17 protein-coding genes are annotated in these 20,904 nt (G+C 72.1%); 12 read left to right on the forward strand and 5 right to left on the reverse strand.

Features of this window, described 5'->3' with window-relative positions:
* Window positions 1-69: 69 nt before the first annotated feature.
* Complete coding sequence (locus tag ABIC30_RS19045) at window positions 70-1,206, reverse strand: branched-chain amino acid ABC transporter substrate-binding protein (protein ID WP_354455935.1); 1,137 nt, start codon at window positions 1,204-1,206, stop codon at window positions 70-72.
* 238 nt (window positions 1,207-1,444) lie between these two features.
* On the opposite strand from ABIC30_RS19045, the gene ABIC30_RS19050 reads away from it, so the two are divergent.
* The 3 genes from ABIC30_RS19050 to ABIC30_RS19060 all read left to right on the forward strand — a co-directional run bounded on the left by ABIC30_RS19050 (window position 1,445) and on the right by ABIC30_RS19060 (window position 6,183).
* A complete protein-coding gene (locus ABIC30_RS19050) occupies window positions 1,445-2,650 on the forward strand; it encodes an amino acid aminotransferase (protein WP_354455936.1) in 1,206 nt (401 codons plus the stop codon).
* Window positions 2,651-2,655: 5 nt separating this feature from the next.
* The gene (locus ABIC30_RS19055; protein ID WP_354455937.1) at window positions 2,656-3,693 is read left to right on the forward strand and encodes an NAD(P)-dependent oxidoreductase; all 1,038 of its coding nucleotides are present in this window, start codon (window positions 2,656-2,658) and stop codon (window positions 3,691-3,693) included.
* Window positions 3,694-4,179: 486 nt separating this feature from the next.
* Entirely contained in the window at window positions 4,180-6,183 is a 2,004-nt protein-coding gene (locus tag ABIC30_RS19060) for a TonB-dependent siderophore receptor (RefSeq protein WP_103985223.1), read from the forward strand.
* A gap of 10 nt (window positions 6,184-6,193) precedes the next feature.
* Here the strand turns inward: ABIC30_RS19060 and ABIC30_RS19065 are convergent, their stop codons facing one another.
* The 3 genes from ABIC30_RS19065 to ABIC30_RS19075 all read right to left on the reverse strand — a co-directional run bounded on the left by ABIC30_RS19065 (window position 6,194) and on the right by ABIC30_RS19075 (window position 8,801).
* On the reverse strand, window positions 6,194-6,991 hold the full coding sequence (locus tag ABIC30_RS19065) for a hydroxypyruvate isomerase family protein (RefSeq protein ID WP_020093016.1): 798 nt from the start codon (window positions 6,989-6,991) through the stop codon (window positions 6,194-6,196).
* 3 nt (window positions 6,992-6,994) lie between these two features.
* Entirely contained in the window at window positions 6,995-7,666 is a 672-nt protein-coding gene (locus tag ABIC30_RS19070; RefSeq protein ID WP_020093015.1) for an aspartate/glutamate racemase family protein, read from the reverse strand.
* A gap of 85 nt (window positions 7,667-7,751) precedes the next feature.
* The gene (locus ABIC30_RS19075; RefSeq protein ID WP_020093014.1) at window positions 7,752-8,801 is read right to left on the reverse strand and encodes a LacI family DNA-binding transcriptional regulator; all 1,050 of its coding nucleotides are present in this window, start codon (window positions 8,799-8,801) and stop codon (window positions 7,752-7,754) included.
* A gap of 184 nt (window positions 8,802-8,985) precedes the next feature.
* Between ABIC30_RS19075 and ABIC30_RS19080 the strand changes: the two genes are divergently transcribed.
* The 7 genes from ABIC30_RS19080 to ABIC30_RS19110 all read left to right on the forward strand — a co-directional run bounded on the left by ABIC30_RS19080 (window position 8,986) and on the right by ABIC30_RS19110 (window position 17,913).
* The gene (locus tag ABIC30_RS19080) at window positions 8,986-10,293 is read left to right on the forward strand and encodes an alpha-hydroxy acid oxidase (protein ID WP_020093013.1); all 1,308 of its coding nucleotides are present in this window, start codon (window positions 8,986-8,988) and stop codon (window positions 10,291-10,293) included.
* Window positions 10,294-10,470: 177 nt separating this feature from the next.
* Window positions 10,471-11,526 carry a lactonase family protein gene (locus ABIC30_RS19085; RefSeq protein ID WP_234081191.1) on the forward strand — a complete coding sequence of 352 codons (1,056 nt, stop codon included), beginning with the start codon at window positions 10,471-10,473 and terminating at the stop codon, window positions 11,524-11,526.
* 161 nt (window positions 11,527-11,687) lie between these two features.
* Complete coding sequence (locus tag ABIC30_RS19090; protein WP_020093011.1) at window positions 11,688-12,983, forward strand: MFS transporter; 1,296 nt, start codon at window positions 11,688-11,690, stop codon at window positions 12,981-12,983.
* Window positions 12,984-13,028: 45 nt separating this feature from the next.
* Entirely contained in the window at window positions 13,029-13,859 is an 831-nt protein-coding gene (locus tag ABIC30_RS19095) for an NAD-dependent epimerase/dehydratase family protein (RefSeq protein WP_020093010.1), read from the forward strand.
* Between the two features lie 64 nt (window positions 13,860-13,923).
* A complete protein-coding gene (locus tag ABIC30_RS19100; RefSeq protein WP_020093009.1) occupies window positions 13,924-14,625 on the forward strand; it encodes a molybdate ABC transporter substrate-binding protein in 702 nt (233 codons plus the stop codon).
* A gap of 154 nt (window positions 14,626-14,779) precedes the next feature.
* Window positions 14,780-16,411, forward strand: a complete 1,632-nt coding sequence (locus tag ABIC30_RS19105; protein ID WP_020093008.1) for an ABC1 kinase family protein — start codon at window positions 14,780-14,782, stop codon at window positions 16,409-16,411.
* A gap of 260 nt (window positions 16,412-16,671) precedes the next feature.
* On the forward strand, window positions 16,672-17,913 hold the full coding sequence (locus ABIC30_RS19110) for a sensor histidine kinase (RefSeq protein WP_354455938.1): 1,242 nt from the start codon (window positions 16,672-16,674) through the stop codon (window positions 17,911-17,913).
* Between the two features lie 21 nt (window positions 17,914-17,934).
* Here the strand turns inward: ABIC30_RS19110 and ABIC30_RS19115 are convergent, their stop codons facing one another.
* Window positions 17,935-18,276, reverse strand: a complete 342-nt coding sequence (locus ABIC30_RS19115; protein ID WP_020093006.1) for an Hpt domain-containing protein — start codon at window positions 18,274-18,276, stop codon at window positions 17,935-17,937.
* 467 nt (window positions 18,277-18,743) lie between these two features.
* Here ABIC30_RS19115 and ABIC30_RS19120 point away from each other — a divergent pair, with 467 nt between their 5' ends.
* Together ABIC30_RS19120 and ABIC30_RS19125 are read left to right on the forward strand one after the other, a co-directional pair.
* The gene (locus tag ABIC30_RS19120; RefSeq protein WP_020093005.1) at window positions 18,744-20,531 is read left to right on the forward strand and encodes an ABC transporter ATP-binding protein; all 1,788 of its coding nucleotides are present in this window, start codon (window positions 18,744-18,746) and stop codon (window positions 20,529-20,531) included.
* Window positions 20,528-20,851, forward strand: coding sequence for a low molecular weight protein tyrosine phosphatase family protein (locus ABIC30_RS19125; protein WP_020093004.1), 324 nt, complete (start codon window positions 20,528-20,530; stop codon window positions 20,849-20,851). The genes ABIC30_RS19120 and ABIC30_RS19125 overlap by 4 nt, the downstream gene beginning before the upstream one ends.
* The last annotated feature ends 53 nt before the right edge of the window (window positions 20,852-20,904 follow it).

Consider the following 20,904-nt stretch of genomic DNA (forward strand, 5'->3'; position numbering starts at 1 on the left):
TCCCCGCGGGAACCGGCCGCAAGTCACGGACACCGAACACGTTCCGTCATCGACACGATTTGCCGGCTCTCAGGGCTCGGCGTCGTTGCCGGCGTAGTCGAGGCGCCCGTCCGGCGTCCGGCGCCAGATCCGCAGGGCGATCGGTGCTGCGGCGCGGTCGCCCCGCGCGTCGAAGGCCACCGATCCGAGCAGCGTCCGGGACGGCCCCGTCCGCACGGCCTCGGCCACCTTGTGGCCGTCCGCGATGCGGCCGGTCCTCGGGTCGGCGGCGCGGGCGCGCTCGGTCGCCTGCGCCAGGAGTTCCACGGCCGCGTAGGCGTTGGCCGCGACGCTCTCCGCCTCGGGCGAGCGCGGCGCCGGGCGGGCGCCGCGGATCTCGGGCAGGCGCGGCGGATCGGGAACCAGGGTCATGACCGTCCCCTCCCCGTCCCCGTCGGCCGCGGCGGCGAAGGCGGGGTCGAGGATGCCGTCGCTCGCCACCAGCGTCGCGCCGAGGCCGGCCTCGCGCATGGCGCGGAGCAGGGTCACGGCCTCGGGCGCGAGGCCGCCGAAATACACCGCGTCGAGGCGCGCCGCCTTCAGCCGCCCGACGAGGTCCGCGAGGTCGCGGGTGCCCCGGGGGAAGCCGTCGAACAGCACCTCCGGCATGCCGGCCTCCTTCAGCCGCGCCGCCACCGCGTCGGCGAGGCCGCGGCCGAAGGTCGAGCGGTCGCTGAGGATCCCGACCCGGCGTCCCGCGAAGGCCTTCGCCAGGTAGGCCCCGGCCGCCCGACCCTGCTGGGCGTCGCTCGGTCCGAGGCGGAACAGGTTCCACAGACCCCGGCCGGTCAGCGGCCCGTAGGATGCCGCGGGCGCGACCATGACCGCGCCCGCCTCCTCGTAGACGGGCGCCGCGGCCGCGACCGCCCCGGATTCGAGCGGCCCGACGACGAGGCGCACGCCGTCGGCGGCGAATTTCCTCGCGACGGCGACGGCCTGCCGCGCGTCGCCGCCGTCGTCGGCCGGGACGAGGACCCAGCGCGGGCGGCCGCCCGCGGCGCGGTTGAGATCGGCCACCGCCTGCTCGGCGCCCTGCCGGAGCCCCTGGCCGAAGGCGGAATCCGGACCGGTCAGCGGCGCCGACAGGCCGATCCGCACCGGTGCCTGCGCGACGGCCGGGGCGGCCGCGAGGAGAAGGGCGAGGAACGGGAGGAGGCGACGGATCATGGCGGCACTCTAGGACCGTCGGCGCCCCGACCGGAAGGGCACCGGACAGGGATCGCCCGGCCTATCGTCGGGCGCAGCGTCGCGCAGATCGTTGAGCGGATCGGGACGCTGATGCGCGCGGAAGCGCTGGCGGGCGGGCGCGATGTGCGGAATAAGGGCGTCGGCCCGGCCCGTCGCCGGGCGTGCCGGCGCCCTCCCACGCGTCGCCGGCCGAGACCCTCTGGGACGATTGACGATCATGACCTCGCTGTTCGCCGGCATCCAGGACGCGCCGCTCGACCCGATCATGCGCCTGTTCGAGGCCTTCAACGCCGACCCGAGCCCCAAGAAGCTCAACCTCGTGGTCGGCGTGTACACGGACGCGGACGGCAAGGTGCCGCGCCTGCGCGCCGTGCAGACCGCCGAGAAGCGCTGGATCGAGAAGGGCCTGCCGAAGACCTACCGGCCGATCGAGGGCACCAAGCCGTTCCGCGACGCGGTCCAGGAGCTCCTGTTCGGCAAGGGCGCGCCGATCCTGTCCCAGAACCGGGCCGCGACGCTCCAGAGCATCGGCGGCACCGGCGCGCTGAAGACCGGCGCCGACCTGCTGGCCAAGCTCTACCCGAACGCCACCGTGGCGGTGAGCAACCCGAGCTGGGAGAATCACAAGGCGCTGTTCGGCCAGGCCGGCTTCACCGTGGTCGACTATCCCTACTTCTCGGCCGCGACCGGCGGCGCCGACTACCCGGCCATGAAGGCCTATCTCCAGGATCTGCCGAAGGGCTCGATCGTGGTGCTGCACGCCTGCTGCCACAACCCGACCGGCGCCGATCTCGGCCTCGACGAGTGGCGGGACCTCGTGCCCCTGATGGCCGAGCGCGGCCTGATCCCGTTCCTCGACATCGCCTACCAGGGCTTCGGCAACGGCCTCGACGCCGACGCCGAGCCGGTGCGCCTGTTCGCCGAGTCCGGCCAGGAATTCCTGGTCGCGTCCTCGTTCTCGAAGTCGTTCTCGCTCTACGGCGAGCGCGTCGGCGCGCTCACCATCGTGGCCGAGAACCCGGCCGCGAAGGCCAAGGTCGAGGCCTTCGCCAAGCGGCTGGTGCGGGCGAGCTACTCGAACCCGCACACCCACGGCGCGGCGATCGTCGAGATCGTGCTCACCGACCCGGAGCTGCGCGCCGACTGGGAGCGGGAACTCGGCGAGATGCGCGACCGGATCCGCGCCATGCGCGAGCGGATGGCCGACAGCCTGCAGCAGCGCCACCCGGAGCGCGGCTTCGACGCCATCAAGGCGCAGAAGGGCATGTTCTCCTACACGGGCCTGAGCCCCGCCGAGGCCACCCGCCTGCGCGAGGACCACGAGGTCTACGCCCTGGAGACGGGCCGGATCTGCGTCGCCGCCGTCAACACCCACAACATCGACCACGTCATCGACGCGATCGACGCGGTGGTGAAGGGCTGAACCGGGTGTCGGCCCCCAAGCGCGTCTGCCGATTCAACGTCTGGATCAATCCGGTCTTCGACGCGCGCCTGGGGGCCGAGCCCGACATCGACCTGCAGGTCGGCGACCTGCAGGGACCGGAGGACGCGCTCGCGGCGCTGCTGGCGCGGGCCCACGTCCTCCACGTATCGCCGGCGCGGGACGAGCTGCCGCGCCGCTGGCACGTGACCGACGCGCTGCTCGCCGAATGCCCGAATCTGCTCGCGGTCTCGTCGGCCGGGGCGGGCTTCGACACGGTGGACGCCGCCGCCTGCACCCGGGCCGGCGTCGCGGTGGTGAACCAAGTGGGCGGCAATGCCCGCTCGGTGGCGGAACTGGCGATCGGCCTGATGCTCGCCGTCTCGCGCAAGATCTGCGTCTCCGACCGCCTGCTCCGGACCGCGCGCGGCTTCACCCGCGAATCGCTGATGGGCCACGAGATCGGCGGCGCGACCCTGGGCCTCATCGGGATCGGTCATACCGGCCGGGAGGTCGCCAAGCTGGCCCGCGGCTTCGACATGCGGGTCCTCGCCCACGATCCCCTCCTCCCGGACGCGGAGATCCGGGCCCGCGGCGCGGAGCCGGTGGACCGGGCGCGGCTGCTCGCCGAGTCCGACATCGTGTCCCTTCACTGCCCCCTCGACGACACCACCCGGGGCAGCTTCGACGCCGCGTCCTTCGCGGCGATGAAGCCGGGGGCGCTGTTCATCACCACCGCCCGGGGCCGGGTCCACGACGAGGCGGCGCTCGCCGCCGCGCTCACCGCCGGCCATCTCGCCGGCGCGGGCCTCGATGTCTGGTCGCCGGAACCGCCGTGCCTCGACGCGGCCCTGCTGCAGCTCGACACCGTGGTGGCGACCTACCACACCGCCGGCGTCACCCACGAGGCGCGGCGCAACGTGGCCGCCTGGGGGGCCGAGCAGATCGTCGGCCTGCTCCGGGGCGAGACGCCGCCGCGGCTCGTCAATCCCGAGGTCTGGCCCACGGTCCTCGAGCGCCGGGCGCGGCTGCTCGGCGGCGCCTGAGCGGGAACAGGTCCCGCTCCGCCCTTTCTGGGCGGCGCGCGAACCGGTCACGATCGCTCGGACGACGCGAGAGGCGTCGTCTGTGCAGATGCCCCGCGACCCGGCGTGTTGAGAGCCCGTGCGCCGGAGCGACCCTCCCCTTCCCTCACCGCTCGAACCGGCGACGACGGCGTCTTCGCGCGCTTCGTGCGGGCGCACCGTCGATCCCGATCAGATTGTAGTTATTCAAAATCTAGTCTGGAGGCTCCGCCGGCGATCAAGCTTGACCGTGAATGTTTCCGCACCGTATCTGGCGCCACTCGAAACAGAATGGTCGACATCGTGGTACGGCGTAACTGTGCAAGGTCTTGCACGCGGGCTTCGCGCGGCGTTTCCGGGCGCGCAGCCAGAATCTCCCTCTTCCTCGCTCCGGTATTGCTCCCGTCTCCAGGCTGGGCTCAACTTGCCATTGACAGTTCCCAGGAAGTCCAGCTGGAGGAGCTGTCGGTGGCGGGGACCGGCGACGGGACGTCCCGCGTCGACGGTTACCGGGCCACGCGGGCAGTGAGCGCCACGCGGACCGACACGCCCGTCCGCGAGGTGCCGCAGACCATCGTGGCGGTGCCGCAGGAGGTGCTGGAGGACGCGGCGGCGACGCGGATCGACAGCGCCCTCGACCTCGCGGGCGTCGGCCGCGGCAACAATTTCGGCGGTCTCGGCCTGACCGAGTTCACGATCCGCGGCGTGGCGACCGGCGAGTATTACCGCAACGGGTTCCCGATCAACCGCGGCTACCCCAACAGCCCCGACATCGTCTCCATCGAGCGCATCGAGGTCCTCAAGGGCCCCTCGGCCTTCCTGTACGGTCGCGGCGATCCCGGCGGCACCTTCAACATCGTGACCAAGCAGCCGCTGGCGGCGCGCTCCCTCACGGTCGGCACGCAGTACGGCAGCTTCGGCGCCAAGCGGAGCACCTTCGACGCCACCGGCGCCCTCGATGAGAGCGGGCAGGTGCTGGCCCGCGTCACCGGCGCTGTCGAGGACAACGGCAGCTTCCGGGACTTCGTCACCAGCGACCGCTACGCCCTCGCCCCGGTCATCGCCTGGAAGCCGACGACGGACACGACCGTCACCCTGGAGGGCGACTTCGTCAGCACGGCGCAGACCTTCGACCGCGGCATCGTCCCGCTGGGGGGCAACGTGCGCGCCCTGCCGCGCAGCCGCTTCATCGGCGAGCCGGGCCTGCCGCCGGCCCATGTCGACAACGCCCTCGGCCAGCTGCGCGTCGAGCACCGGTTCGACCAGGACTGGGTGCTGAACGTCGGTGCCCAGGTTCTCGGCGGGAACCTGTCGGGCTACGGGGTCGGCGCCATCGGCCTGCTGCCGGATGGCCGGACCCAGCGGCGGACCCTGGAATGGCGGGACCTGACGTGGTCCGACCTCGACCTGCAGGCGAATCTCGCGGGCAAGTTCGAGACCGGCCCGTTCCGCCACACGCTCCTGCTCGGGCTGGAATACGACAGCTACCGCTACCGGGAGGTGTTCAACCGCTCGAACGTGGCGACGAACCCGTTCCTCCTCGACCTGCTGGCGCCGCGCTACGGCCAGCCGCTGCCGCCGATCACCGCGCAGGTCACGAACTTCCTGCAGAAGACCGAGAGCTACGCCGGCTACGTGCAGGACCAGATCGACCTCACGCCCCGCCTCCACGCCCTCCTGGGTGTCCGGGTCGAGGACCTCGGGCTGGTCTCGACGAACAACCTCACGAAGAGCACCACCAGCCTCCAGGGTCTGGTTGCGACGCCGCGCTTCGGCCTGCTCTACGACCTGACCGACACGGTCGCGCTCTACGGCAACTACGCGCGCTCGTTCCGGCCCAATATCGGCACGGATCGCAGCGGCCGGCCCTTCGCGTTCGAGGAGGGTGAGGGCTACGAGGCCGGCGCGAAGGTCAGCCTGCTCGACGGGCGCCTCGACGCCACCGCCGCCCTGTTCGAGATCCGGCGCTCCAACGTCCTGAGCACCGATCCGGTCGACCCGAACTTCAGCGTGGCCACCGGCACGGTGCGCAGCCGCGGCTTCGACCTGACCGCCGCCGGCTACCTGGCCCCGGGCTGGCGCGTGATCGGGACCTACACGCGCGTCGACGCGGCCGTCGCCCGCGACAACACCCTGCCGGTCGGCACGCGCATCGCCAACGTGCCCGCCAACAGCCTCGCGTTCCAGACCGTCTACGAGTTCCAGAGCGGCGACCTGAAGGGGCTCGGCCTGGGCGGCGGCCTCGACTTCGTCGGCCGGCGCGCCGCGGGGACGGCGCTCGCGACCTTCAACCTGCCGCAATACACGCTGGTCAACCTGATCTCGTACTACCAGATCGCGCCGGGCGTGCGGATCTACCTCAACGTCGACAACGTGTTCGACGCGACGTTCTACGACCGCGCGTTCCAGAACCGCTACGCGACGCCGGGGCAGCCCCGCACGATCATCGGCGGCGTCGCCGCCCGGTTCTGAGGCCCCGGCGCTACGCCGCTGCCGCCCGCATCCAGCCGAGCCCTGCCTCGGTGCCGGCCGCGGGATGGTACTCGCAGCCGACGAAGCCGGAATAGCCGACCTCCTCCAGGGCGGCGAAGATCGGGTCGAAGGCGATCGTGCCGGTCCCCGGCTCGTGCCGCCCGGGATCGTCGGCGATCTGGACATGGGCGATGAGCGGCGCGTGCGCGCGGATCAGCGCCGCCGGGTCATGGCCGAGGCACACGCAGTGATAGGCGTCGAACAGCAGCTTGACGTTGTCGCGGCCGATCGCCCGGATCGCCTCGACCGCCAGCAGCGGGTCGTCGATCGCGTAGTCGGTGATCGAACCGGGACCGATCGGCTCGACGATCACCGTCATGCCGCGCGCGCCGGCGGCGTCGGCTGCGAAGGCGAGGTTGTCGAGATAGGTGTCCCAGAGCCGCGCCCGCTCGACTCCCGCGGGCCGGACGCCCGCCATCGGGTGGACCATCCGGCAGCCGAGCTGCGCGACGTAGTCCAGGGTCGGCTCGATCGTGGAGCGGAAGTAATCGATCCGGTCGGGCAGCGCCGCGAAGCCCTTCTCGCCCTTGGCGGCGTCCCCCGCCGGGAAGCCGGTCTGGACCAGCGGCACGCCCGCCCGCTCCAGCCAGCCCGCGACCTCCCGGGCCGGCGTCGCGAACAGGTTGGGATGCTCGACCGCGCGGAACCCGGCACGGGCCGCGGCCGCGAAGCGCTCGGCCAGCGGCAGCTCCGTGAACAGGAAGCCGCAATGGCCGCTGAGACGATCCTTGTAGGCACCGAGCTTCATGGGTCAGGCGCTCCCGCCGGTCTCGATCATCGCCCGCATCCGGTCCACCGCCGCGTGGGGCGCGGTCAGAACCGGGACGTCGACGGCCTTCCGCACGGCCTCGGCCGCGCGCGAGGTGGAGAAATGCGCGAGCATGATCGCGTCGCAGTCGCGCAGGTCCGGCGCCCGCTCGGCGATCAGCCGGTTGTGGGTCTCGGCGTCGCCGGCGCGCAGCCGCGCCATCGCGTCGTCCACCAGGACCGTCCGCAGACTCGCCGGGCGCCCGGACTCGGCGACGAACTCCTCGAACTCGTCCGTCATCGTGCCGACCGAGGGCCCGAAGGTCGCCAGCATGCCGATGCGCGCGCCCTGCGCGATCGCCGCGCGGAACATCGCCTCGTTGGGCTTGAGCACCGGGACCGGTACGGTCTCGATCAGCCGGTCGATGGCCGGACCGAAGGCCGAGCAGGTGATCAGGATGCCGTCGGCGCCCATGTCGTGGCCGTAGCGGCCGAACCGCACGAAGCGCTCGATCATCGTCTCCGAGATCGCGCCCGGCTCCCTCGCCCGATCGAGGGACAGGCCGTCGTCGAGCAGGTTGACGGTCTCGGCCTCCGGCCAGCGCTCGGCGAAGGCGGCCTGGATCGGCGCCATGGCGACCGGCGTCGCGTGCAGGAGGACGATGCGGGGAGCCATGCTGTGTTCCGGAGAGTCTACGGAGCCGGACGGGGCCGGTCCGCATGTTGTAAGCGATTTCAACTGGGTGGCAAGATAGCGCAGGTCAGGCGTCGGCACGCCGCGGCGGAGCCGTGCTGGCGCGCAGGATCAGCTCGGCGTCGATCTCGGTGAGACGGACCATCGGCCGCCCCTGGATCCGGGCGATCAGGTGGTCGCCGGCGGCGTGGCCGATCTCGGCGGAGTGGATGCGGATCGTCGTCAGCGCCGGGTCGAGGAAGGGCGCGAAGTCGGAATCGTTGTGGCCGATCACCGACAGGTCGCCGGGAATGGAGAGCCCCCTTGCCCGCGCCTCGATCATCGCCCCGAAGGCGATCTGGTCGGTGCCGCAGATGATCGCGGTCGGGGGCGGGCCGCCGGCCAGCATCTGGCGGAACCCGTCGCGGCCGCCGCCGATCCCGTAGGAGATCTCGATGTCGTGCTCCGGGGCGAGCCGCAGGCCGCGGGCCGCGAGCGCCGCCGCGATGCCCGTCACCCGGGCGCCGCCGCGGTCGTTGTCCTTGCGCAGGCCCGAGATCACCCCGATCCGGCGATGGCCGAGATCCATCAGGTAGTTGGCCGCCCGGGCCGCCGAGGCAGCGTTGTCGAAGCCCACGCAGGGGCGCTCGCGGGACAGACTGAAGGTCTGCACCATCGGGATGCCGGCGCGGGCGATCCGGGCGTGGAGGTCCGGGTGGTGGATGTCGCCGACCAGCATCAGTCCGTCGACGCCGCGCTCCAGCAGGAAGGTCGCCTCGCGGAGCTCGTCCTCCAGGTCGTAGCCGGCATTGGCCGCCACCAGGGTGTAGCCCGCCTGCCGCAGCCGGTCCTGGAAGCTCGACAGGACGCGCACGAAGGCCTCGTTCTCGATGTTCGGCACGACGGCGCCGACGGCCATGAAGCGGCGCGTCGAGAGCGCCCGGGCCGCCCCGTTGGCGACGAAGCCGAGATCCTGCGCGGCCCGCATCACCGCCGCGCGCTTGTCGGCCCGGACGCCGGCGGAGCCGTTCAGCACCCGGGACACCGTCGCAGTCGAGACGCCGGCGCGGCGGGCGACGTCCCGGGCAACCGGGCTGCGCGTCGGCGGCTCGAGGATCTCCTCCGGCAGGTCCAGCACTGAGATCGATCCTCCTCCCGAACGGCCCCGCGGGGCAGCGCGTCGGCCCCGGATACGCGACGCGGCGATGCCCGGCCAGCAGAAGCGGGCCGAACCGGCAGTATATTGACACCCCACCCGACCGCTGGCTATCTGAAAGCGCTTTCAAGAGGCTGCTCGATCGGGCGGCCCACAGGAGGATCCGATGGCGACGCTCGACCGGCCGGCCTCCGGACTGGGAGCCCCAGAGCGCGCCGCGCCGACCGTCGGCGGCGCGGACGCCGCGGCGCCGGGCATCGCGGCCCCGCAGGCCATCATCACCAGCCTGAAGCGCAGCGACGCGGTCACGCCCTACCGGTTCCGCGACCTGCTGGCCCTCGACGATTTCGAGCGGCACGCCCGCAAGCTCCTGCCGCCGATGATCTTCCAGTACGTGGCCGGCGGGGTCGAGACCGGCTCGGCCCTGGCGCAGAGCCGCGGCGCCTACGCCGACTACGCCCTGGTCCCCCGCCTGATGCGGGACACCTCGGCGCGGGACACCGCCACCACGCTGTTCGGCCAGACCTACGCGGCGCCGTTCGGGATCGGGCCGCTGGGCGGGGCCGCCTTCATCGCCTACCGGGGCGACCTCGTGCTCGCCGAGGCGGCCCGGCGGATGAACCTGCCGATGTGCCTGAGCGCGTCCTCGCTGATCAGGCTGGAGGACGTCCACGCCCAGAACCCGCAGGCCTGGTTCCAGGGCTACCTGCCGGGCGACCAGAACCGGATCGACCGCCTCCTCGACCGGGTCGAAGCCACCGGCTACCGGACCTTCGTGGTGACCGCCGACACGCCGACCCTCGGCAACCGCGAGCACAACATTCGCAGCGGCTTCTCCATGCCGATCAAGGTCACGCCGAAGGTGGCGTGGCAGAGCGCCACCCACCCGCGCTGGCTGCTCGGAACCGTCGCCCGGACCTTCCTCAAGCACGGGGCCCCGCACTTCGAGAACACCGAGGCCGAGCGCGGGCCGCCGATGATGTCCCAGGGCGCGGTGCGCAACACCATCGCCCGCGACCAGCTCTCGTGGAAGAACCTGGAGGCGATCCGCAAGCGGTGGTCCGGCAACCTGCTGGTGAAGGGCCTGCTGGCGCCCGAGGACGTCGACATCGCGCGGGAGTGCGGCGCCGACGGCGTGATCCTGTCGACCCACGGCGGCCGCCAGCTCGACTACGCCGTCGCCCCCCTCGACGTGCTGCCGGAGATCGCCGCCCGGAAGGGCGGGCTGAAGATCATCGTCGACAGCGGCATCCGCCGGGGCACCGACGTGATGAAGGCGCTGGCGCTGGGCGCCGACTTCGTCCTGCTCGGCCGGCCCTTCATGTTCGCCGCGGCGCTCGGGGGCGCCGCGGGGGTCGAGCACGCGATGCGGATCCTCAAGGAGGAACTCAACCGCGACATGGCGCTGATCGGGGTGAATCGCCTGTCCGAACTCAATCCCGACTTCCTGCGCCGCACCCCGCGGCGGGCCTGAGCCGATGGCGGGAGGATCGACCGTGATCGGCTTCCCGGACACGCGCGGCGCGCCGGCGAGCGGCAGCGGGACAGCCGCCCGGGGCGCCGGGGCCGCCGCGCCCGGGCGCCCGGCATCCCTGCACCGTCGATCCCGCCGGCTGTCCCCGCAGCCCCGTCCCCGATCCGGATGCTCCGCATGACCGACCCCGCCCCCCGCGGCCTCGCCTTCGTGGGCTGCTTCACCACCGAGCGGCGCCGGGCGCGCGGCCGGGGCATCGACATCTACCGGACCGGTCGCGACCTCGGCGACTGGACGCATCTCGGCCGGGTCGAGAACCTGACGAACCCGTCCTTCCTGGTGACCGACCCGGCGCGCGCGATCCTCTACACGGTCCAGGGCGACGGCGAGGCAGCGAGCGCCTTCGCGCTGGAGCCCGACGGCACCCTGCGTGGCCTCGGCAGCGCCGCCACCGGCGGCACCAACAGCGTGCACCAGGCCCTCGACCCCGGGGGTCGGTTCCTGATCGTGGCCAACTACGCCAGCGGATCGGTCGCCCTCATGCCGGTGCGCGCCGATGGCGGCCTGGAGCCCGCGTGCCAAGTGCTGCCGCTCCCGGGCGAGCCGGGCCCGCACCGAACCGAGCAGGCCTGCGCCCACCCGCACCACGTGGTCCTGTCACCCGACGGTCGCCACGTCATCGTCCCCGACAAGGGCCTCGACCGCGTCTTCGTCCTGAAGCTCGCGGGTGAGCGGCTCGCCATCGTCTCGGAAACCGCCATGCGTCCCGGCGCCGGCCCGCGCCACATCGCGTTCCACCCGCATGAGCCGCTCGCCTTCCTGGTCAACGAGCTCGACTCGAGCGTCGCCACCTGCCGGTGGGACGCGGACGCCGGAGCGCTGACGCCCCTGCACCTCGTCTCGACCCTGCCGCCGGACTTCTTCGGCGCGAGCACCGCCGCGGCCATCGCGGTCACGCCCGACGGACGATTCGTCTACGCGTCGAACCGCGGACAGGACGGGATCGCGCGGTTCCGGGCGGACCCGGCCGGGCGCCTCGAACCCGCGGGCTGGACGTCCTCCGGCGGCCGCGACCCGCGCTTCATGGTCCTGGCACCGGACGGAGGCCACCTGCTCGTCGCCAACGAGCAGGGCGACTGCCTCGTCGCCTTCGCCATCGATCCCGAGAGCGGAGACCTCACTCGGACCGGTTCGCGCCCGAGCCTCAGTCCCTGCACGATCGCGTTCCTGTAGGAGGCGCCGACGCGTTCAGGCCCGCGCCGCGCGCGGGCCCGACCATGCCCCTCGAAGGGGCAAGAGAGGCGGAACCGGCGGCGGTCGAGCCGTGACCTCTGACCGCCGGGCCGCACCAAGCAAACAAGAAAAGAAAATCATAAATATTCTGGAGGATGCCCATGTTCGCCAAGCGTTACAGGTTCCTGATCGCGTTCCTGCTGTTCATCGCCGGTATCATCAACTACATGGACCGAGCCGCGCTCGGCGTCGCCGCGCCCTTCGTCAAGCAGGACCTGAACCTGTCGCCCTCGGAGCTGGGGGTGATCTTCAGCACGTTCTTCTTCGGCTACGCGCTGTTCGCCTTCGTGGGCGGGCAGCTCGCCGACCGCTACGGGCCGCGCAGCGTCTACAGCTGGGCGGCGGCCTCCTGGTCGGTCCTGTGCATGCTCACAGGGGCGGTGACCGGCTTCGCCCAGATGTTCATCGTCCGCGCCCTGTTCGGCTTCGCCGAGGGGCCGATGAACTCCACCACGAACCGCACCATCACCACGTGGTTCCCCCGCGAGGAGACCGCTCGGACCATCGGCTTCACCTTCTCGGGCCAGACGGTGGGCAGCGCCATCGCGGCGCCGGTCGTCGGCCTGCTGGCGATCCAGTACGGCTGGCGCGTGGCGTTCGTGGCCATCGGCGCCGTCGGCCTGCTGTGGGTCGTGGCGTGGCGGATGCTGATGACCGACCGGCCGCAGGACAACCCGCGGGTCCATCCGGAGGAGATCGCCCTCGTGGAGCGCAGCCGGGCGGTCACGCACCTCGCGCCCTCCGACCATGCCCGCTCGCTGAAGGAGTACCTGTTCCTGCCGAGCACCCTGTCGCTCGGGCTCGGCATGTTCGCGGTGAATTACACCCTCTACATCTTCCTCTCGTGGCTCCCGAGCTATCTCACCGACGCGCTGCACATGCCGGTGAAGGAGATGGCGCTCGTGGCGTCGATCCCCTGGGCCTGCGGCTTCGTCGGCTATGTCGGCGGGGGCGTGGTGGCGGACTTCGTCTACACGCGCATGGGCGACAAGCTCGCCGCGCGGAAGATCACCACGATCGTGCCGCTCGCCATCGCGGGGGTGGCCCTGATCATGGTCAACGCCGCGACCAGCACCGCCATGGCGGTCTCGCTGATCGCGCTCGCCGTGCTGATGCTGACCAGCTCGGTGCAATCCTGCTGGGCGACGATCCACGAGCTGGTGCCCGAGGCCCGGGTCGGCGGCGTCAGCGGCTTCATCCACCTCCTGAGCAACATCTCGGGCATCATCGGGCCGACTGCCACGGGACTGGCCGTGCAGTATCTCGGGGGCTACGCCAGCGCCTTCGTGATCGCCGCCCTGATCGCGGCGGCCGGCGTCGTCGCGATGGCGATCTTCGTGCGGCGGCCGCGCAACCCGGCGGAAGCCGGCCCCCTCACCGCGGCCAAGGCCGTCTGACCGAGGCTGTCCGATCAAGTCCGCCGGAATCTGGAGCAGCGTCCCATGAGCCCCGAGACCGTCCCGCCCAAACCCGTCCTCCTGACCGGAGCCTCCGGCGCCCTCGGGCGCGTCCTGACCCGCGCGCTCGGCGCGCAGGGCTGGACGCTCCGGCTCACGGACCGCGTCCCCTTCCCCGACCCGTTGCCGGAGGGGGCGCGGTTCCAGGTCGCCGACCTGGAGGACGGGCCGGCGATCCTCCGGCTGGCGGAGGGCTGCGGCACGATCCTCCATTTCGGGGGGATCTCGGTGGAGCACCCGTTCGAGACCGTGATCGGCCCGAACATTCGCGGCCTCTACCACGCCTACGAGGCGGCCCGGCGCGAGGGCGCCCGGATGATCTTCGCCTCGTCGAACCACGCGATCGGCTTCCACCCGCGGTCCGAGGTGCTGGACGACGATTGCGGCCTCGCGCCCGACGGCTATTACGGCCTGTCCAAGGCCTACGGCGAGCTGATGGGCGGCCTCTACCGCGACAAGCACGGGGTCGAGAGCGTCTTCCTGCGGATCGGCTCGTGCTTCCCGGAGCCGACCGACGCGCGGATGCTGGCCACGTGGCTGTCCTACGCCGACCTGACCCGGCTGATCACCCGCGCCACCCTGGCCCCGGACCTCGGCCCGACGGGCTCGGTGGTGATCTGGGGCGCCTCGAACAACAGCCGCATGACCTGGTGGCGGAAGGACGGGCGCGCCGTCATCGGCTGGACGCCGCAGGACAGCGCCGATTCCCACGCGGCGGCGCTGGAGGGGAAGACCAGCGGCAACCCGGTGGTGGAGCGCTACCAGGGCGGCGGCTTCACGGCGATCGACTATTCCCGCGCCGCGCCGCCGCGGTGACGGACCGCTTCTTCGGCGCGCGGCCGCCCGACCGCTCCTCCCGAGACGAGAGACTGGACACACGATGCCGAACGAGCGACCCGAGACACGCCTCAAATGCGCCCTGGTGGTGCGCGGCGCCTTCGACGCCCACGTCGTCCCGGCCTTCGAGGCCGCGGGGGGCCGGACGGCGATCCACTGGGCGCCGACCACGGTCATCATGAAGACCCTCGCCGAGGGCGAGACCGCCGACGCGGTGCTCGTCCTGTCGGATGCCATGGATCGGCTCGTCGCCGAGGACCGCGTCGAGCCCGAGAGCCGGGTCGACGTGGTGCGCTCGCGCTACGGCATCGCCGTCAAGGCCGGGGCTCCGCATCCGGACATCGCGACCGTCGAGGCGCTGAAGCGCACCCTGGTGGAGGCGCGGTCGGTGGCCTACTCGCGGACCGGCGCCAGCGGGATCTACTTCGCCGGCCTGCTGCCGCGGCTCGGCCTTGCCGACGCGGTGAACGCCCGGGCGACGATCATCCCGCAGGGCTTCACGGCCGAGAAGCTGGTCTCCGGGGAGGCCGACATCGCCGTCCAGCAGATCAGCGAGCTGATGGTCGTGCCCGGCATCGAGGTGGTCGGCCCCCTCCCCGACCCGGTGCAGGAGATGACGACCTTCGCGGCGGCGATCCTGCGCGGCGCGACGGACCGGGACGGCGCGGCCCGATTCCTCGCCGGGCTGACGACGCCGCAGGCGGCCGAGGCCTATCGGACCAGCGGGCTGGAGCCGGCCTACTGACGGCGGCCGACGCCCCCGACCGCGCGCATTCCGGCCCCGCTCTGCGCCGCTTAAGTTGAAGCGGCGGGGTGGGACCGGGGTTCGCGACCGCAAAAAAGTCCTTATGCTCGTGCTGTCCGGACGCCCAATCCCGTCCGACCGGATCGCTCCATTCATGCTGAAGACAGCCTTCGTTGCCGCCCGCGACCGCCAGCGGCTGTCGGAGATCGCGACGATCCTCATCGGCTTCGGCGTCACCCGCGTCGTGGACCGGCTCGGCCTGCGCTACCTGCCGCTCCTGCCGCGCCGGCAGCCCCGGGTCGACGTCACGCGCCTGTCCGAGCCGGAGCGGCTGCGCCGGGCGATCGAGGCGCTCGGGCCGACCTTCATCAAGTTCGGGCAGGTGCTGGCGAGCCGGCCGGACCTCCTGTCGCCGGCCTGGACCGAGGAACTGCAGAAGCTCCACAGCCAGGTCGTGCCGGTGACGTGGGAGCAGATCGGCCCGCAGCTCGAGCTCGATCTCGGCGCCTCGCCCATGGAGGTGTTCGCCGAGTTCGACACCAACCCGATCGCCTCGGCGTCGATCGCACAGGTCTACCGGGCGCGACTGCACTCGGGCGAGGACGTCATCGTCAAGGTGCTGCGGCCGAATCTGCGCAAGATCATCGAGGCGGATCTGCGCCTCATGGCGCACGGTGCCCGCATCGTCGAGAACGAGTGGCCCGACATGGCCCGCTACCAGCCGCGGGAGCAGATGCGCCACCTCGCGGAGGGTCTCAACGGCGAGCTCGACCTGCTCAACGAGGCGCGCAACTGCGAGCTGCTGGCCCAGATCTTCGAGGACCGCGACGACATCGTCTTCCCGAAGATCCACTGGGAGTACTGCTCCGAGCGGGTGCTGGTGCAGGACTTCATCCACGGCATCCCGCCCAACGACGAGGCGGCCCTCCGCGCGGCGGGTATCGACAAGAAGCTGCTCGCCCAGAAGGGAACCGACGCGTTCCTGCAGATGGCGCTGATCGAGGGCGTGTTCCACGCCGACCCGCATCCCGGCAACATGCTGGCCCTGCCCGGCAACAAGATCGGCTTCATCGATTTCGGGATCATCGGGCGGCTGTCGCAGCGGCGGCGCTCGCAGCTGCTCGTGCTGATTGGCGCCATGCTCAAGCAGGACGCCGACGGCCTCATGGCCGTGCTCCTCGACTGGACCGGCACCAGCAACCCGGACCTCACCCGCCTCCAGGTCTCGGCCCAGTCCTTCGTGGAGAGCCACTCGTCGATCCCGCTGAACCTCGGGCTGGTGCTGACCGACTTCATGAACATGGCCCGCGAGAACGACCTCGCGATGCCGACCGACCTGGCCATCCTGTTCAAGGGGCTGGTCACCGCCGACGGCGTCATGCGCCACCTCGACCCGAATTTCGACCTGTTCGCCGCCGCGGGCCCCACGGTCCGGGCGAGCATGCAGACGCAGTTCTCGCTCTCCGCCCTCAAGCAGAAGGCCGAGGCCCTGGGCGTCGGCCTCTACGGCGCCGCCTCGGAGCTGCCGACCCTGATCCACCTGATGCTGGTGCGGCTGAAGCAGGGCCGCGTCACTGTCGAGATCGAGGTGAAGGGCCTCGACAAGGTCACCCGCGGCATCGAGCGCGCGGCCGCGCGGGTCGCCGTGGCCCTGGTGGTGGCGGCCTTCGCCACGCAGCTCGCACCCCGCCTCATCGATCTCGGCACGCCCGTCTTCGTCTCGATCGGATTGATAATTTTTATCCTCGGGATCGGCTGGCTCGTGCTGCTGATGCGAAACAAGTAACCGTCTTCGCACCCGCACAGGGCTCCAACATAAGTTTTCACCCGCAGGCGAATACCGAGCTGATTTGATAATCCTGCGCGCCATGCTAGCGTGAGACATCCAACGATTCGCTCGGCTGCGGGCGGGGAACCGGCACCAGAAGCGGTCTGAACCGCCGGTGCGGCCCTGCCATCGACATCCGTTGCCGCGCCGCGCGGTCGGGGAGCTCCGACGGCGCGCCGCGCACGGGCGCCCCGTCGGGATGACGAGGGGGGCGGGCGATGGAAGTGGACATCGTACGGCCGCGGATCGACGGGGCGGAGCGCCGCGTCGAGACGCTCGAGGCGGAGAACATCCGCCTGCGCAGCCTGCTCAGCCAGGCGACCGCCCAGGCCGACTGGGAGCGGCAGCGGAGCCGGCGGCTCGGCCGAATCATCGAGACGGCGAGCCGCGTCGAGGCCGGTCGCATGGCGGCCGAGCGGGTCGAGGCGCCCCGCGGGCCGTCGCCCCGCGAACCGGCCGGACTCGGGCTCGAGGCGAGGACGCGCCCCTCCGGCCGCGCGCGCGCGATCGGCCTGCCGCAGGCCCCGAACGATTACCTGGAACTGCTGGACCGCGACGGGCGCCTGATCACCGCCAGCGAGGACGGTCCGGCCCTGTCCGCCGCCGGGGACGAGGCGGACGCCATCGGCCGGCCCTGGATCGACGCCTGGACGCGCCCCGAGGACCGGGAGGCGGTGGCCGAGGCGCTCGATCGGGCCCGGATCGGCCGCCCGAGCCGGTTCCAGGCCCAGTCGGAATCCGGCGGCGCGCTCCGCTGGTGGGACGTGGCCGTCACGCCGATCGGCGCGGCGCCGGACCGGCCCGAGCGGATCCTGGCGGTGTCGCGCGACATCACCGACCAGAAGCTGTCCGAGGCGCGCCAGACGCTGTTGATGCAGGAACTCGCCCACCGGATGAAGAACACCATGGCCATGGTTCAGGCCGTCGCGACGCAGACCATGCGCAACGCGCCGTCGCTGGAGGCAGCCGGCGAGGCCCTGGCCGCGCGGCTCCTGGCGCTCGCGAAGGCGCACGACGTGCTGCTCCAGGGCTCCTTCACCCGGGCCTCCCTGAGTGGCCTGGTCGAGGGCGCCGTGTCGCTCCACGGGGACGGCGTCGCGGGCCGGTTCCGCATCGCCGGTCCCGAGCTGACGCTCGGACCGCGCCACGGCATGACCCTGGCGCTGATGCTGCACGAGCTCGGAACCAACGCGGCCAAGTACGGCGCGCTGTCGGTGGCCGCCGGCTGGGTCTGCATCACGTGGAACGTGGCCGAGGCAGAGGGCGGCCAGACCCTCCGGTTCCGCTGGGAGGAGAGCGGCGGACCGCCGGTCACGCCACCGACCCGCACGGGGTTCGGCACACGGCTCATCGCCCGCAGCCTCGCCCACAGCTTCGGCGGGACCGCCCGCATGAGCTACCCGCGCGAGGGGGCGGTGCTGACCTTCGAGGCGCCCCTCGACGCGGTGATGGTCGCCTGATCCCGACGCGGCCGCGCGGCCCTAGGCGCTCAGCCGGGTCTCCGCCTGCAGGTCCCGCAGGGCCGCGACGGTCCGGTCGCGCAGGGTCCTCAGGTCGACCAGCGAACGGGTCAGATCGTCGCCCGACAGGGCCGATTCCTCGAGGCCGCGGCAGGCCCGGGACAGCTCGGCGCAGCCCAGCATGCCGGACATCGAGACCAGTGTGTGCGCCTCGCGGCCGTAATCGTCGTTCGCGCGATCCGGTCCCTCGAAGGCGGTGGTCAGGCTGACGACGAACCGATCGAGGATGCGGACGAGCTTTTCCGTGCCGATCACGGCCGTCAGTTCCTCGAGCGCGTCCCGGTTCACCAGGGAGTGCGACACCGTCGGTCTCCAAGTACGGATCCGCGACAGCGATCCGAGAGAGGCGCGCAACCGAGGCGCCGCCCAACGGCCCAGTTTGCAGCGAAGTGTTTACACCGCGTTGCGTCAGCTTTTCAACGAAGCGTGACCGTTCCCCAGGCTCCGCAGGGTTGACCCGGGTGCATGGATCGGCCGTCGCGACTGGCCGAAGCTTCGCGATGGTCGTTGCGAATCAGTTCGGGCTCTCCTAGCCTCGTGCTCCTGTCGCGCTCGTACCAGGGAGGGAGCTGCATGATCGCTGTGTTTGCCACCCTCCGAGCAGGATTCGTCGGCGCCCCCGCGCGGGTCGGCTAGCCGCTTCCCGCTCTCGCCCGGCCCTGCCGCCCGGCGCCTCTGAACCCGATCCTGCCTGATCTCGCCGGCGCGCATCGTTCGCGATGGGACGCGGCGTCACCCGGAGCCGACGCTCGCCCGCGTCGGGCACTCGCATGTCTCTGTCGTCTCCCCGGAAGGCGGACGCGGTCCGTCGCGTCCTGGCCTTCGTCGTCCGCAGCTGGCGCAGGCGCTGGCCCCTCGTCGCCGGTCTCACCGGCGCGATCACGCTCGCCACCCTGGCGGAGGTGCTGCTGCCGCTCTTCGCGGGCCGCTTGGTCGACGCGCTCTCCGGGAGCGACCGACGCGCGGCGCTGGACGCGGCCTGGCCGGCCTTCCTGGCGATGACCGGGCTCGGCCTCGCCACCGCGCTGCTGCGGCACGTCGCCTGGAGCCTCGTGGTGCCGCTCTCCCTGCGCACCATGAGCGACATCGTCGGCAACGGCTTCGCCCGGGTCCAGCGCTTCTCGACGGAGTGGCACGCCAACACCTTCTCGGGCTCGACCGTCCGGAAGATCTCCCGCGGCATGTGGGCGATCGACGGGCTCAACGACACGCTGCTGCTGTCGCTCCTGCCCGCGCTCGTCGTCCTCGTGGGCACGGCCCTGGTCCTCGGCCTGCACTGGCCGGCCCTCGGCGCGACGGTCGCGATCGGCGCGGGCGCCTATGTCGGCGCGACCGCGCTGCTCGCGACCCGCGTCATCGCGCCCGCGGCCGCGCTCTCGAACGCCCTCGACACCCGCCTCGGCGGCGCGCTGAGCGACGCGATCGGCAACAACGCCGTCGTCAAGGCCTTCGGCGCGGAGGCGCGGGAGGAGGCGCGGCTCGGCCGGCTGCTGGCGAAGTGGCAGCGGCGGACCCGGCGCACGTGGATGATCGTCACCTGGGGCGGCACCGGCCAGCTCGGGCTGCTGCTCGTCCTGCGCACCGCCATCGTCGCCATCGCCCTGTGGCTGTGGTGGCGGGAGCGGGCGAGCCCGGGCGACGTCGCCTACGTCCTGACCGCGACCTTCGTGGTGCACGGCTACCTCCGCGACATCGGCGGCCACATCAACCACCTGCAGCGGGCCATCAACGAGATGGAGGAGCTGGTCGCCCTGGAGGCCGAACCCGTCGGCGTCGCCGACCGGCCCGGCGCGGTCCCGCTCGCGGTCACGGGCGGGGCGATCCGGTTCGAGACCGTGCGCTTCCACTACGGCGACCACACGCGGCCCCTCTACGACGGGCTGACCGTGACGATTCCGGCCGGCCAGCGCGTCGGGCTGGTCGGGCGCTCGGGCTCCGGCAAGACGACCTTCGTCAAGCTGATCCAGCGGCTCTACGACGTGTCGGGCGGGCGCGTGACGATCGACGGGCAGGACGTGGCGTCGGCGAGCCAGGCGAGCCTGCGCGCGCAGGTCGCCATCGTGCCCCAGGAGCCGGTGCTGTTCCACCGCTCCCTGGCCGAGAACATCGCCTACGCCCGGCCCGGCGCCTCGGCGCAGGAGATCGAGCGGGCGGCGCGCCTCGCCAACGCGCACGACTTCATCGCGCGGCTGCCGAAGGGCTACGCGACGCTGGTGGGCGAGCGCGGGGTCAAGCTGTCGGGCGGCGAGCGCCAGCGGGTGGCGCTCGCCCGCGCCTTCCTGGCGGACGCGCCGATCCTGATCCTCGACGAGGCGACCTCGAGCCTGGATTCCGAGTCGGAAGCTCTGGTGCAGGAGGCCATGGCGCGGCTGATGCGCGGGCGAACCGCCATCGTCATCGCCCACCGCCTGTCCACGGTGCGGGCCCTCGACCGGATCCTCGTCTTCGACCGCGGTCGCATCGTCGAGGACGGGCCTCACGCCGCCCTGCTGCGCCGCCCGAACGGGGCGTACCGCGCCCTGTTCGAGCGGCAAGCCGACCTCGCGGAGAGCGCGTGAGGATCCTGTTCGTCTGCGGCCGGGCGCGTGCCCGCAGCCCGACCGCGGAACAGATCTTCGCGCGGCTGCCCGGCATCGAGACCGCCAGCGCGGGGGTGTCACCCGACGCCGACGAGCCGGTGGACGCCGATCATCTCGCCTGGGCGGAGATCGTCGTCGTCATGGAGCGCGCGCACCGGCGCAAGCTGATGCGCCGCTTCGGGGCCGCCCTGCGCGGGACCCGCCTCGTCTGCCTCGACATCCCCGACGTGCACGACTTCATGGCGCCGGCGCTGGTGGCGCTGCTCGACGCGCGCGCCGGCCGCTTCCTGCCGCGCTGAGACCCGCCGCGCCGACACCCGCCACGCCCGGCGGCGCATTGCCGTTCTTTAAT

Origin of the sequence: Methylobacterium sp. 1030 (assembly GCF_040544715.1) — a bacterium.
Classification (GTDB): domain Bacteria; phylum Pseudomonadota; class Alphaproteobacteria; order Rhizobiales; family Beijerinckiaceae; genus Methylobacterium.